10 protein-coding genes and 4 tRNA genes are annotated in these 13,644 nt (G+C 41.4%); 11 read left to right on the top strand and 3 right to left on the bottom strand.

What is annotated here, in order from left to right:
- Position 1: 1 nt before the first annotated feature.
- From B4Z47_RS10705 to B4Z47_RS10665, 9 genes are all read left to right on the top strand, one after another.
- A complete protein-coding gene (locus B4Z47_RS10705; RefSeq protein WP_115047111.1) occupies positions 2-2,170 on the top strand; it encodes a M1 family aminopeptidase in 2,169 nt (722 codons plus the stop codon).
- A gap of 59 nt (positions 2,171-2,229) precedes the next feature.
- Entirely contained in the window at positions 2,230-2,985 is a 756-nt protein-coding gene (locus B4Z47_RS10700; protein ID WP_115047109.1) for a UDP-2,3-diacylglucosamine diphosphatase, read from the top strand.
- Positions 2,967-3,557, top strand: a complete 591-nt coding sequence (locus B4Z47_RS10695; protein WP_083295835.1) for a Crp/Fnr family transcriptional regulator — start codon at positions 2,967-2,969, stop codon at positions 3,555-3,557. Before B4Z47_RS10700 ends, B4Z47_RS10695 begins: the two co-directional genes overlap by 19 nt.
- A gap of 66 nt (positions 3,558-3,623) precedes the next feature.
- Positions 3,624-3,953 (top strand): DMT family transporter, encoded by a 330-nt coding sequence (locus B4Z47_RS10690; protein WP_070563291.1) that lies wholly within the window; start codon positions 3,624-3,626, stop codon positions 3,951-3,953.
- Positions 3,954-4,051: 98 nt separating this feature from the next.
- Positions 4,052-5,125: a peptide chain release factor 1 gene (prfA, locus tag B4Z47_RS10685; RefSeq protein ID WP_070563288.1), complete on the top strand. Its 1,074-nt coding sequence runs from the start codon at positions 4,052-4,054 to the stop codon at positions 5,123-5,125.
- A 73-nt stretch (positions 5,126-5,198) separates the two neighbouring features.
- A tRNA-Asp gene (locus B4Z47_RS10680) sits at positions 5,199-5,272 on the top strand.
- A gap of 59 nt (positions 5,273-5,331) precedes the next feature.
- Positions 5,332-5,408, top strand: a tRNA-Asp gene (locus B4Z47_RS10675).
- A 31-nt stretch (positions 5,409-5,439) separates the two neighbouring features.
- A tRNA-Asp gene (locus B4Z47_RS10670) sits at positions 5,440-5,513 on the top strand.
- 24 nt (positions 5,514-5,537) lie between these two features.
- Positions 5,538-5,614 (top strand) — tRNA-Asp (locus B4Z47_RS10665).
- Between the two features lie 63 nt (positions 5,615-5,677).
- Here B4Z47_RS10665 and B4Z47_RS10660 read toward each other — a convergent pair.
- The 3 genes from B4Z47_RS10660 to B4Z47_RS10650 form a co-directional block, all read right to left on the bottom strand.
- Entirely contained in the window at positions 5,678-5,899 is a 222-nt protein-coding gene (locus B4Z47_RS10660) for a (4Fe-4S)-binding protein (protein ID WP_046672314.1), read from the bottom strand.
- Between the two features lie 62 nt (positions 5,900-5,961).
- A complete protein-coding gene (locus tag B4Z47_RS10655; RefSeq protein ID WP_070563286.1) occupies positions 5,962-7,203 on the bottom strand; it encodes an MFS transporter in 1,242 nt (413 codons plus the stop codon).
- A 269-nt stretch (positions 7,204-7,472) separates the two neighbouring features.
- Entirely contained in the window at positions 7,473-11,519 is a 4,047-nt protein-coding gene (locus B4Z47_RS10650) for a glycoside hydrolase family 2 TIM barrel-domain containing protein (protein ID WP_070563599.1), read from the bottom strand.
- Between the two features lie 383 nt (positions 11,520-11,902).
- Here B4Z47_RS10650 and B4Z47_RS10645 point away from each other — a divergent pair, with 383 nt between their 5' ends.
- On the top strand, positions 11,903-12,475 hold the full coding sequence (locus tag B4Z47_RS10645; RefSeq protein WP_046672312.1) for an RNA polymerase sigma factor: 573 nt from the start codon (positions 11,903-11,905) through the stop codon (positions 12,473-12,475).
- A gap of 24 nt (positions 12,476-12,499) precedes the next feature.
- Entirely contained in the window at positions 12,500-13,606 is a 1,107-nt protein-coding gene (locus tag B4Z47_RS10640) for a S1 family peptidase (protein WP_286727315.1), read from the top strand.
- The last annotated feature ends 38 nt before the right edge of the window (positions 13,607-13,644 follow it).

Genomic DNA, 13,644 nt, shown 5'->3' with positions numbered 1-13,644 from the left:
CATGTTTAAAAAAGTCATATACCTTTCTTTGTCGATTTCCATTCTTCAAATCGGAATAAGCGAAGCACAACAATTACCTATAGATCAGCAATATCGAGCCACCCCTACCAAGATCAACGATCTTGTCCACACCAAACTCGATGTACGTTTTGACTATACAAACCAATTTCTGAATGGCAAAGAATGGGTCACTTTACAACCCTATTTCTACCCAACAGACTCCCTCCGCCTTGACGCAAAAGGCATGGATATTAAACAGGTATCTTTGGTCAATGGCACACAAATGATTCCCTTGAAATATACCTATGATGATCACTCTCTACTGATTAAGCTCGACCGGAATTACCTTGCAAAGGAGCAATATACAGTATACATCGATTATACCGCAAAGCCCAATTTATTGAAGGCGCAGGGCAGTGCAGCAATCAACGATGCTAAGGGGCTTTATTTTATCAATCCAGATGAACGCACACCCAACAAACCTCGTCAAATATGGACACAGGGCGAGACTGAAGCATCATCAGCCTGGTTTCCGACAATTGATCGCCCCAACCAAAAGACGACGGCTGAAATCTCCATGACCGTTCTTGACAATTACGTCAGTTTATCGAACGGTGCATTGAGCAATCAACAGAAAAATAGTGATGGTACACGTACAGATACCTGGAAAATGGATTTACCACATGCCCCATATCTATTTATGATGGCCGTTGGTGATTTTAAAATCTATCAGGACAAGTACAACAATATCCCCGTTGACTACTACCTTGAACCGAAATATGCACCCTATGCCAAAGATATCTTCGGAAAGACACCGGCCATGATGGATTTTTACAGCAAGACTCTAGGCGTTCCTTACCCTTGGAATAAGTATGCACAGATTGTCTGTCGCGATTATGTCTCAGGCGCCATGGAAAATACAAGTGCAACCCTACATGGCGAACATGTACAAAAGACAAAACGCGAATTGTTGGACGATAATCAGGAGGGAACGATTGCCCATGAACTGTTTCACCAGTGGTTTGGCGATTTGGTAACAGCAGAATCTTGGTCCAATTTGACCATGAATGAATCTTTCGCTACTTTCGGCGAGGTTATCTGGCGTGAGCACGATGGTGGTAAAGATCGTGGCGATAAATCTAGATTTGAAAAACTCCAGTCTTATCTCAAATCGACAAAAAATGGAAAAAGTCCGACTTTAGCCCGTTATTATTATCATGATAAAGAAGATATGTTTGATAATATCAGCTATGCAAAAGGTTCTTTGATTCTCTATGCCTTAAAAGAACAAATGGGTGATGAAGCATTCTATCAATCGCTGAAAAAATACTTGACAGACAATTCCTTTAAAACCGGCGAACCGCAACAGCTCCGTCTAGCGATGGAAGAGGTGACCGGAAAAGACTGGGCTCCGTACTTCAATCAATGGTATTACCAAGGTGGGCATCCAATTTTAAGAATCACGACAAGAAACGGAGAGAACAGTATCATCCTGAATGTAGCCCAAATTCAAGATTCAACCGTGCAGACATTCCAGCTTCCCTTGGCCGTCGATATCTATACGAAAAATGGGAAGATCAGACAGACCTTTCAACTCAACAAACGGAATGCCCAATTTATGATTCCTTTACCTGCTGCTGTTGAATTTATTGATATCGATCCCGAAAAAACACTCGTTGGTCAAATTCAAATCGATAAGTCAGATGCCGACTATCTGTATCAATATGAGCATGCACCTTCATTTGCTAACCGCGTCGGTGCGATTGCATACGCCTCAAAAAATCCGACAAATACCATCAGCCAGCAAATCTTAACAAAAGCATTGGCGGATACCGATGCGGATCTTGCTGCAACAGCAATTCAAGGGCTCGATTTAAGCAATCCCACGGTTCGCAAATCAACAGAAAAAACAATCTTGACACTTGCGGAGAAATCCGAAGCCTCTGTCATCCGCGCCTCTGCGATTCAAAAGCTCGCACAGACAAAAGATAAAAAATACAAAAGTCTAATTCTGAACGCTGTAAATGACAAATCTTATATGGTTATCGCAAGTTCAATTATGGCGATAAAAAGTGCTTATCCCGATCAACTTCAGCAGTCTTTGAAGCGCATTGATCCCGATGCCACGGAATATCTAAAGGCGCTCATCACCGAATTATCGAAATCATAGCAAATTATATTGTGGCGGCGAATTTTGTATTCGCCGCCATTTTTTTTAGTTTTGGCCACATGTCAACAAGAACAAAAATTTATTTTGCCTCCGACTTTCATCTTGGATCTTACCCCTTGGAACGTTCACGGGAAAGGGAGCTGCAAATTATACAGTGGCTGGACCAGATCAAAACAGATGCTGCGCAGCTCTATCTTGTTGGTGATATTTTTGATTTCTGGTTTGAATATGCCACGGTTGTCCCGAAAGGCTATATCCGCTTTTTGGGTAAATTAGCCGAAATTTCGGATCTCGGCATTCCCATTACTTTATTTAAAGGAAACCACGATATGTGGATGTTTGACTACCTCAAAAAGGAATTAAATGTTCAGATCATCGACAATGAGCTGGAATTAAAACTCAACGGAAAACACTTTTATATTCACCACGGCGATGGATTAGGTTCGGGTGATTACAAATACAAGGTACTCAAGAAAGTATTTCGGAGCCGTCTCTGCCAATGGTTATTTGCGCGGTTGCACCCAAATTTTGGAATCGGAATCGCGACACGCTGGTCCAAACATAGTAGGCTTTCGAATAATGAGGACGAAAAGTTTTTGGGTGAAGACAAAGAATGGCTGATTGGCTATGCAAAGGAGCTGGAGGCAACCCAACATCACGACTATTATATCTTTGGCCATAGACATCTTCCCTATGATGTTGAACTCAACTCCAATAGCCGTATTCTAAATTTAGGGGAATGGATCAATTACCATACCTATGCAGTATGGGATGGTGAAACTTTACGTTTGGAAAAATGGGCGAGCAAATCCTAATTTCTTTATCCGATTGCCTGAACGGTTACCACTTTCTAACGCCTGAAAGTGCTGTAAAATTGGAGCAGGTCAGTAAGAAAATCACAGCGAAAAGAAATAGCCTGCTGATCGAACAGGACAAAATTCAAAAAAATCTCTATTTTCTGGCTTCCGGATTAGCCCGCGTTTACTACGAGACGGCCAACCGTCAGATTACCTTGGATTTCGTTTCACCCGGTGGAACGCTCATATCCATGAATAGTTATGTCCATGATACCCCAGGTTATGAAAATATAGACCTTTTGGAGGACAGTGTTGTTTATCAGATAGACCAAAAGCAACTTTTTGATCTCTACGAAAGTGATATTGCCATTGCCAACTGGGGAAGAAAGATGGCTGAACTTGAATTTATCAAGGCCGAGCAACGAACCATGTCCAAGCTCTTTAATACTGCCCAAGAGCGCTATGCCGAGTTACTTCAAAAATACCCTCAATATATTCAACGGATCAAACTTGGTTACATCGCCTCCTATCTCGGTGTCAGTCAGGTTACCCTAAGCCGGATTCGCGCAAATATTCACACAAATTTTTAACATTTGTAAAAATTATTATCGCCCTAAAGCCGGATCTTTGTATCGAAACAAAAAATCAAAAAAGATATGAACTGGGTATTTTTAATATTGGGTGGATTATGTGAAATCGGCTTTACGACCTGCTTAGGTAAAGCCAAAGATGCGACCGGAAATGCGCAATGGCTCTGGTACGGTGCCTTTGTCGTATTCTTATTTGCAAGTATGGGCTTATTGATCAAAGCTACACAGACACTTCCCTTAGGCACAGCTTATGCTGTTTGGACCGGAATAGGTGCAGTAGGTACCGTTTTAATGGGGATCATCTTCTTTAAGGAGCCCGCAGATTTTTGGCGCATATTCTTTATTTTCACGCTGATTGCTTCCATCGTGGGACTAAAAGCAGTTTCCTCTCATTAATAGCAGGCTAGGTTGTTTAAAAGCAACAAAATTTCCTTACTTTTGTACACTCAATAGTAATCTAGGTCATACATTCCTAGAAGAAGCATTTTTGATATATGTTAGATAAATTACAAGCGATAAAAGAAAGATGGGAAGAAGTGGAAGCTGAATTGAGCAACCCTGATACCATGCAAGATATGAAACGTTTTGCCAAATTGAATAAAGAGTACAAAGATTTGGGCAAAATCGTGGATCAGTACCATATTTACAAAAATATGGTGAGTAATATTGATACCAATAAGGACATCATCATGAACGAGAAGGATCAAGAACTTCGTGAGATGGCTAAAGAAGAATTGGATCTTTTATACGTAGCAAAAGAAGAAAAAGAAGAAGAAATTCGCTTAATGTTGATTCCTAAGGATCCTGAAGATGCGAAAAATGCCATTATCGAAATTCGTGGTGGATCAGGTGGTGATGAAGCAGCCTTATTCGCTGGCGACCTTTACCGCATGTACACACGTTATTTCGAAACCAAAGGCTGGCGCAACGAAGTAATGGACGTTACCGAAGGAACTTCTGGCGGTTATAAGGAGGTGATCTTAAAAGTCATCGGTGAAGACGTTTACGGACAATTGAAATACGAATCAGGTGTACATCGTGTACAACGCGTTCCGGATACGGAGACACAGGGTCGTGTACATACTTCTGCAGCATCTGTTGCAGTTCTTCCTGAAGCTGAAGATGTCGATGTTGAGATCAATCCGGGTGATATTGAATTACAGACTTCCCGTTCAGGTGGTGCTGGTGGACAGAACGTCAACAAGGTTGAAACAAAAGTGCAGTTGACGCATAAACCAAGTGGTATCGTTGTGGTTTGTCAGGTAGAACGTTCCCAATTAGCCAACCGTGAGTTAGCGATGGAGATGTTGCGGAACAAACTTTACGAGCTCGAGTTGAACAAAAAGAACGGCGACATCGCTGCAAAAAGAAAAACTTTGGTATCTACTGGAGACCGTTCGGCAAAAATTCGTACCTATAACTACCCACAAGGTCGCGTAACGGAGCACCGTATTGGAATGACGATGTACAACTTACCGGCAATTATGGACGGTGATATTCAAGGTATTATCGATGCATTGCAGTTTGCGGAGAATGCAGAGAAGATGAAAGACGGTCAAGTAGATTAGTTTTTTTTCAAAAAATCTTTGCAGATACGTAAACAAACGCTATATTTGCACACCTTCTGAGGAGAAGGGTTGAGGTCTGGTAGTTCAGCTGGTTAGAATACATGCCTGTCACGCATGGGGTCGCGGGTTCGAGTCCCGTCCAGACCGCTTCAAAAGAGAGAGAAATCTCATATGTTCTTTAACAAAATAAATTTTTAAGATTTTTAGGTCTGGTAGTTCAGCTGGTTAGAATACATGCCTGTCACGCATGGGGTCGCGGGTTCGAGTCCCGTCCAGACCGCCAAAAATTATTAAAAACAATCCTTAAGATTTTAGGTCTGGTAGTTCAGCTGGTTAGAATACATGCCTGTCACGCATGGGGTCGCGGGTTCGAGTCCCGTCCAGACCGCTAAAATTTTAAAAACACATTGTTGGTCTGGTAGTTCAGCTGGTTAGAATACATGCCTGTCACGCATGGGGTCGCGGGTTCGAGTCCCGTCCAGACCGCCAACAAGAAAAGCATCATTTATAATTAAATGATGCTTTTTTTTTGCCTTAACAATACAACAACTATTATTTTTTCAATTCGTACTGAAGTGCTCCAGAAGGGCAATGCTTGATCTGTTCAATCAATTCCGCTGTACTGGCATTTTGGGCTGTGATCCAAGGCCTATCTTTCGGATGATACACATTTGGGAGACTCTTCACGCAAACCGCAGCATGTGCACAGCGTTCAGGTATCCAAAGAACGGTTATCTCTCCATTTGGATGTGGATATCTAACTATTTTTTCCATAATTCCATCTCTCTTTAGCAATTTATATTTTAAGAACTAATAACGATAAGAACAATTTTGTTTTAAGAATTGGCTTTTCGCTTTTTAATCATACTGCTCACCCGGTAGATCATAAAAATACCGATGATAGAGAGCAGAATCACACTCATCCCCAATGTAGGATAATGTTCCAAGGGGCTTTCTTTTGTTTCTTGAACAATGATTACACCTGCTAGCGAAGCTGCCACACCTCCTGCCAGCTGCTGCAACGATGAACTGATACTCATAAATGCACCCCGATCTTTCATCTCCGGAACAGCCGTGATCAAAGCGGAAGAAGGCGTCATCCGACTTAAAATGCCCGCCATCATTAAAATGTTTAAGATAACAACAATATAAAATGGAGTAACGCCTAGGTTCGTGTAGATAAATACGACAACCATGAGCCAAAGGGAAGCGAACGCGAAAATCTTAAACTTATCGTAACGGTCGCTCAATTTTCCGACGATAGGCATAATAATCAATGAAGCGATACCCGAAATCATAAACAACATCGGCAGCTGCTCGTGGCTAACTTTGAGGTTATTGACTGCAAAAGCACTTCCAAAAGGCATCATCATATAACCTCCAATGGATAGCAAGGCTGTTGCAGCAAAGCCGATACGATATTCTCGCTGTGAAAAAGTCAGCCAAAGGTGCTTTAACGCAGATTGATGTTTCTGAAGACCGATATGTGCTGTAATCGGAATGAGTTTAATTGCAATGATAATGACAATAATTAAAGCCATCACGGCAATCCATAAAAAGGCACTATGCCAGCCCCAATTGTTTGCGATATACAGACCTATCGGAATGCCTAGGACCTGGCTGGCGCCAAAGCCCATCTGTACAAAGCCCATCACACGTCCACGTTGCTGAAGCGTAAAGATATCGGTGATAATAGCCATGGAGATCGAACCAATGACCCCTCCAAAGAGGCCCGTGATAATTCGAGCAGCGACCAAAGTCCAATAATCGTTGGCAAAACTACAGCAGAAAGTTCCGATAATAAAGCCAGAATAGAAAAAAAGCAGCAGCTTCTTTCGATCAAAACGATCGGCAAAACCCGCGGTAAGCAGCCCCGAAGCACCCGCGCTAAAAGCATAGGCCGAAACCGCAATGCCAAATTGAGCTGGTTTGAGATCGATGGCTTTCATCAGGATATCCCCCATCGGTGACATCACCATAAAATCAAGCACGACCGTAAATTGTGTCATGGCCAATAAAAAGACCACCAGTTTTTGGTATGCCGTAAAAGGCGCATTATCAAGTTTATTTATTTCCATACTGTCCGGTTTGCCTCGGTTTAAACTGGCCTAAAAATACAGAAGTGCGCGAACATTATATGTAATAAGTTTGCAAAATTATCGCCCGAGACCTTACCTTACCTTACCTTACCTTACCTTACCTTACCTTACCTTACCTTACCTTACCTTACCTTACCTTACCTTACGTGAAACGAAACGATCGCACTATTTAATCTTATCCTAGGTCGCCAACAAAAAAGCCAGCACCTGTTTGACAGGTGCTGGCTCAATATGCGATTTAAAGCAAATTATTCAGCGATAACAGCAAATTCAGCTCCGGAAGCATAATCATCACCACGTTGGGAGTTAAGTCCTGTAAAGCGGATATAACGTCCTTTCACAGGCTTTTCGAATCGAACAGTTTTTAATTTTTTATTCCGTTCAAAAGATCCGGACATCACATCTTCCCAGTTCTTCCCATCTTTACTCACCTGGATCTTATAATCCTTGATATCACCATTCGGTCCATCCTGTCTTGGTAGAAAAGTGAAGCCCTTAATTGTTTTGCTACTTCCAGCATCAAAATCAACCCAATGTGGATACTGTGCTACGGTAACCGAATACATCGTATGCCAAATCGAGGAAGGATCTCCATCCAATAGGTTCTTGGCATCCCCTTCACCAGTCTCCTGACTTGAAGCAAAAACAACCTCCATTGGAATGGTTTCGATTTTAGTGTATTGTTGTGTTACCTTCAATTTTTCATTTTGTTGATACCAAGCCGTTACTGTACCACCGGCGCGTAAGTCAAAAGGCGCTTTATAAACACTTGCCTTTGCATTGTTCAAACTGTATAATACGGTCTCATTTTTATTTCCCGATTGAATAGAAACTTCTCCATTTGAACTTCTTGCCAACGAAATGGGCGCGTCACCGGCAGTCGCTACCTGAGCCTTTGCTATCATATCATTGTTCTGAATCGGACGGATAATGAAACCGATAGCCGTTGGTACTGCTTTCACACGGTCCTTTTCTAACGGTGGCCCTTGTCCACAGCTATTACCACCAAGTCCTGTTACAGCTGCATCAAGATGCACGTGTACGCCCGAACTTTTTGGTAATTGATAAGGGTGCGGTGCAAAGGTCAACTCAAGCTCACTATAGTCCAAAGCGGATGTTGATAAATGCTCTTTCGCAATAAAAACAACTCCCTGTCCAGCATTATTTGTCAATGCTGTCCAACGCACATCCTCATTGTTACTCATATTTTGCGGATTAGGCCATGGCACAAACTGATCTTTTACAGTGCTTTTGTGCAATTCAATAAATTGTGCTGTCTTCCGATCAGCATAATTATTGATCGGTCCACGTCCATAATAACTATAATTGCCATACTCGGTCGGTAATTGCAAAGCATATCCCAATCGAGCTAATACAACACTTGCATTATTGGATGTAATACTCGACGACAATTCAATAGAGCCATCCTTATAAATTGTCCAGATCTGATTGCTTGTAAATTTAAAATCATCTTTGCCAAAAGGCTTATCCGTATGCTCTTTAAGCGTGTAGGTTCCCGAAGTTCCCCCCAACAAAGACGCGCCATATGGAGCTTGCGATTCAACCGTAAACGCCAATACAACTGTTCCATCTTTCTTGGTATAACTGTTTGAAGACAAAACCTTATGTTTAAGGTTATGTAATCCTTTTTCAAACCATTGTTGGTAAGCCCAGTTGTCATTGTCAACCGGAGCACGTAGTGCATCCAATTTTGGGCCTTCGCCATCGCGGATAACTTGTTTACCGGCATATGTTAGATTATATATCGAGCCTGTTTTATTGTCAAACTTCGCGATAAACTGATCTCCTTTCACCACCTGCAAATCACCTTCTTTGGAAAGCGACGGAGCCCCTCCTTGTGCAACAGCGGAAATCAACGGTTTATTTTCAGCCGCTTTGACAAACAGTTGTTCCTCCATTTGAACAAAACCTTTGGCCGCCCAAGGTCGATCTGTATTGAGAATAAACTGTACTTTTACAAAATACTCCGATCCCGCATCTAACTGCGCATAATTTATCGGCAATATAAGCTGCTTGCGTTGGCGCGCTGTCGGCAAATCAGCGGCACTGATTGTACCTGCACTATTTTTTACTTCTACCCCATCCTTATATAGCGACCATTGAACCTGATAATCGGATAGATCTTTAAAATAATTTTTATTGAAAAGCTCAATTTTCCCCTGTTGAATATCAACAGCCTTTACGCCCGCATTTTGGTACACTTTCTTGACCTCAAAATACTGTGGTTTAGGTTTCATATCGGCAAAGATCAACCCATTATTGACAAAGGTTCCATCATTGGGTTTGTCTCCAAAGTCGCCGCCATAAGCGAGAAAGCGTTCGCCGGTCTTCTTATCGTAATAATACATAGCCTGATCAATCCAATCCCAAATGGCACCGCCCATAAAGAAGTTGGTCGATTCGATGGCTTCCCAATAATCAATTAGGTTACCAACGGCATTACCCATGGAATGTGAATACTCCGAGATATGAAATGGATATTTCAATTTGTAAGTGCCTTTTACAGCTCCTCTTACCCAGTCTATTGAGGGGTATTGATTGGAGCCCATATCAACGATTGTATTGTTACGCTCGTATTGAACAGGTCTTGACGTATCGATTTTCTTGATAGCCTGATAGGCGGCCACGAAATTATCACCTGGACCGGCTTCATTTCCTAAAGACCAGATAACCACTGCCGGATGGTTGATGGTCGAATGCACCATCTCGATATTACGGGCTACATGGGCATTTTTCCATTCAGGAACATGAGAAAGAGACTCTTTGCCATAATAATATTCATGGCTTTCGATATTGGCCTCATCCTCGAGATAAATTCCATATTTATCGCATAAATAATACCAATAAGCAGGTTCTGGATAATGCGAATTCCGGACATGGTTGATATTCGCCCGTTTCATTAATTTCACCTCAGCTTCCATCTGTTCTCTGGTCACTACTTTGCCATGTTCAGGATTGGTTTCATGACGGTTGACGCCTTTCAGTTTCACCGTCTTACCATTGACATAATAATAACGTCCGGACAAGCCAAATTCATCATCCGCAGCCTTGGTATCTTTAATCTCAACCTTTCTAAATCCAACATAGGTAGAAATAGTCTCAACCGTTTTGTTCTTTTTATCCTTCAATTCAGCCACCAAAGTATACCGATAAGGTAATTCGGCAGACCATTTATCCGGATTTTTGACGTTCAACGTTGCGGCGACGCTATTAGAAACTTGACCATCCAGGGCTGGCACAGCTGATGAAGCTTCTGTCTGATCAACAAGGGTATTCTCGTCACTGTATAGCTTATTTTTATAAAGTGAATAAACTACTTTATACCCTTCAGCTTTCTTACTACCCAGATTGCGTACAGTACTCGTAATTTTCAACGAACCATTTTCGTAATTGCTGTCCAAGTCTGGAATGGCCGCTAAATCGCGAATCTGAACTTTTGGCGTTGAAGTAAGCGAAACATCCCGAAATATCCCGGGCAATCTAAACATATCCTGATCTTCCAAAAAGGAAGCGTCCGAACTCCGGTAAACTTCAACAGCCAACACATTTTCAGCACCCTTTTTTAAGTAAGGCGAGATATTGAAAGATGCGACGTTTCTGGAATTTTTTGAAAATCCGACATATTTGCCATTTATCCACAGGTAGAAAAAGGAGTCTACACCATCAAAATTGATAAATACCTCACGACCGTCCCAATGAGTAGGTACTGTAAAGTTACGTCGGTACGATCCTACTTCATTACGGTAGACATAAGTTGTCCAATCTTGGGCTGGCGTCCGCATAACTCCACCGCGCCAATCATCGACCTTTACTTGATGATGAAAGATCACACGTTGATTGGTATAAATAGGTACGCCATATTTTAAGCTTCCATCCTTCTGTATACCATAAATATTCCAGCTCATAGGGACTGGAACAGATTCCCAGGCACCCACATTATAATTCGGGTCATAAAAGTCCTTTGGTCGCTCTTCCGGGGTCTTTACCCAGTTAAACTTCCAGGATCCATTGAGCGAAAGCCAATAGTTACTATGCTCGGGAAGTACTTTTCGCGCACTTTCTACGTTCTGAAAGGAGAAGAACGACGCATGCGGCAACTCCTTATTAAGTGATAATAATTGAGGCGATTCCCATTCATTCCCTTTTGGAGCCGTTGTGGCTCCATACTGGAAACCGTCGATAGATGACGTAATCGTTTGCCCTATCGTGACGGTAGTGTCCAGCGACAGCAATGAGGCTAGAATCGTTGAAAAAATAACAGAGTTTCTTAACATAATGTAATTAAGCAATTTAGTCCAGGAAACCAAATGTAACTTCATTTTGTAGTAATAACAAGCAGATTATTAAAGCACTCGATTGCGAAACTTTTTCGATACAAAAAAGATCATATCGAACTTTAAAATTGTTCTATAGGTTCTCCATTTGAGGATCGTACATAAAACAATGTAAAAACGTAAAAAATTGACCCGGCGAAAAATAACGATGTCCTCCCAAAAGAAGCTGATTCCAATAAAAAACAAATGCTTTCGGTTTCAAGGAATAAGCCTTATTTTTGGGGATAGATTTCACTTTAAACAAATAAAAGTTTACGTTTGAAAATATTTCGAAGAATTTTATTTTTCAAAGGGTTACAATTTAAGCATTAAGGTATTAATAGGTGAGTAAATTCAGTAAATCAGTCCTGCTAGAAAATGATGAGCAAATCATTGAAGGCATCAAAGACGGCAACAGCTTGGCGATAGATGCTATCTACAAGCGGTACTATCCGTCTATAAGCCATATGATCTTGCAAAACAATGGAAGTGAGGATGAAGCGAAAGATATTTTTCAAGAAGCTGTCATTGTGCTCTACGATAAAGTTACCAAAGGGAACTTTGAGCTCAGCAGCAAACTTAAAACATATCTTTACTCGATTTGCAGAAGGCTTTGGCTTAAGCAACTCAATCGTGCTGGTTTTGGCAACAGTGACATTAGCGGTTATGAAGATTCCTTATTTGAGGAAGAAGATCTACAACAGCATCAAGAACTTGAAAAGAAGTTCGACCAAATGGAACTTGCCTTAGAGAAAATGGGAGAACCTTGTAAGACAATCTTACATGATTTCTACATCTTAAACCATTCGATGCAGGACATCTGTGATAAATTTGGTTATACCAATACAGATAATGCCAAGACTCAGAAGTATAAATGCCTACAACGGCTGAAAAAAATATTTTTTTCAACAGATTAAAATTAGTGTAACACCATGGGAACAATGAATCAAAAAGAATTTTTCGAATTAGCAGACCAGTATCTTCGCGGCGAATTATCGGCCGAAGAAAAAGCTGCATTTGAATCTTTTTGTGCTGATCAGCCCTCCTATGCTGCCCAATTACAACAACACCGCGAATTTGTTGCCAATATGAAAGAAACCAGTCAACGGCTGGATTTCAAAAATGCTTTAGCACAATCAGCAAAAGAATACCATAAAACCCAAAACACAGCCGCAAAGGTAGTTCCTATAAAACAATCAGCGGTAATTTCACTTTGGGAACGCATCAAAGCAAGTTCTTTAGTGGCTGCAGTGGTAGCGGTATTTGCAGTATTTGGCACATTATGGCTGAGCGGTTATTACAGCAACCTCGAGAAAGCATCTTCCGATTACAGTGCATTACGTAGAGACATGAACAATGTCAAAAAGAACGTCAACGCACACAACGCTGCTATCAGGGATATCAATGACAAAAAATCTGTAAAAGGTACCGAAAGCCAGTTTGGTGCAACAGGATTTATGTTGACGACAGATGGCTATGTCGTCACCAATTACCATGTCATTAGCGGGGCTGATTCGATCTATTTACAAAATAGTAAAGGCGAATCGTATAAAGCACAAATCGTACACACCGATCCAAGCAAAGACTTGGCGATCTTATACATCGCAGATAAGACCTTTAAGAAAGCTAAAAGCTTACCTTACACGTTCAAAACGTCGACTTCAGATCTTGGTGAAGATATTTATACGATCGGGTTTCCTCGGGACGAAGCAGTATATGGTCAGGGATACCTAAGTTCATCAACAGGTTATGCCGGTGATACCATCGCTTATCAGATCTCCGTACCTGTCAATCCAGGTAACAGTGGCGGTCCGGTATTGGATAGCAGAGGTAATGTGATTGGTATTATTTCCGGAAAACAACGTGGCATAGATGGTGCCGCCTTTGCAATCAAAACGAAATCAATCTTGAACGCCTTAGCGGACATACCAAGTGATTCACTGGTTACCGGTCTTAAGATCAACAAAAAGAATAGCTTGGCAGGTTTACCAAGAACAGAACAAATCAAGAAAATGCAAGACTATATCTACATGGTTAAAGTCTATTAGGAGGCATTTATAACTTATAAAAAAGAAGCTGTCTCAAA

Origin of the sequence: Sphingobacterium sp. UBA2610 (assembly GCF_002339225.1) — a bacterium.
GTDB classification, from domain to species: domain Bacteria; phylum Bacteroidota; class Bacteroidia; order Sphingobacteriales; family Sphingobacteriaceae; genus Sphingobacterium; species Sphingobacterium multivorum.
This window is presented reverse-complemented; position numbering and strand designations above follow the sequence as displayed.

Excerpts from the sequence above, each read along its gene's own strand:
- B4Z47_RS10705 (WP_115047111.1), top strand. The coding sequence starts at position 2 with ATGTTTAAAAAAGTCATATACCTTTCTTTGTCGATTTCCATTCTTCAA.
- B4Z47_RS10700 (WP_115047109.1), top strand. The coding sequence starts at position 2,230 with ATGTCAACAAGAACAAAAATTTATTTTGCCTCCGACTTTCATCTTGGA.
- B4Z47_RS10695 (WP_083295835.1), top strand. The coding sequence starts at position 2,967 with ATGGGCGAGCAAATCCTAATTTCTTTATCCGATTGCCTGAACGGTTAC.
- B4Z47_RS10690 (WP_070563291.1), top strand. The coding sequence starts at position 3,624 with ATGAACTGGGTATTTTTAATATTGGGTGGATTATGTGAAATCGGCTTT.
- prfA (WP_070563288.1), top strand. The coding sequence starts at position 4,052 with ATGTTAGATAAATTACAAGCGATAAAAGAAAGATGGGAAGAAGTGGAA.
- B4Z47_RS10660 (WP_046672314.1), bottom strand. The coding sequence starts at position 5,899 with ATGGAAAAAATAGTTAGATATCCACATCCAAATGGAGAGATAACCGTT.
- B4Z47_RS10655 (WP_070563286.1), bottom strand. The coding sequence starts at position 7,203 with ATGGAAATAAATAAACTTGATAATGCGCCTTTTACGGCATACCAAAAA.
- B4Z47_RS10650 (WP_070563599.1), bottom strand. The coding sequence starts at position 11,519 with ATGTTAAGAAACTCTGTTATTTTTTCAACGATTCTAGCCTCATTGCTG.
- B4Z47_RS10640 (WP_286727315.1), top strand. The coding sequence starts at position 12,500 with ATGAATCAAAAAGAATTTTTCGAATTAGCAGACCAGTATCTTCGCGGC.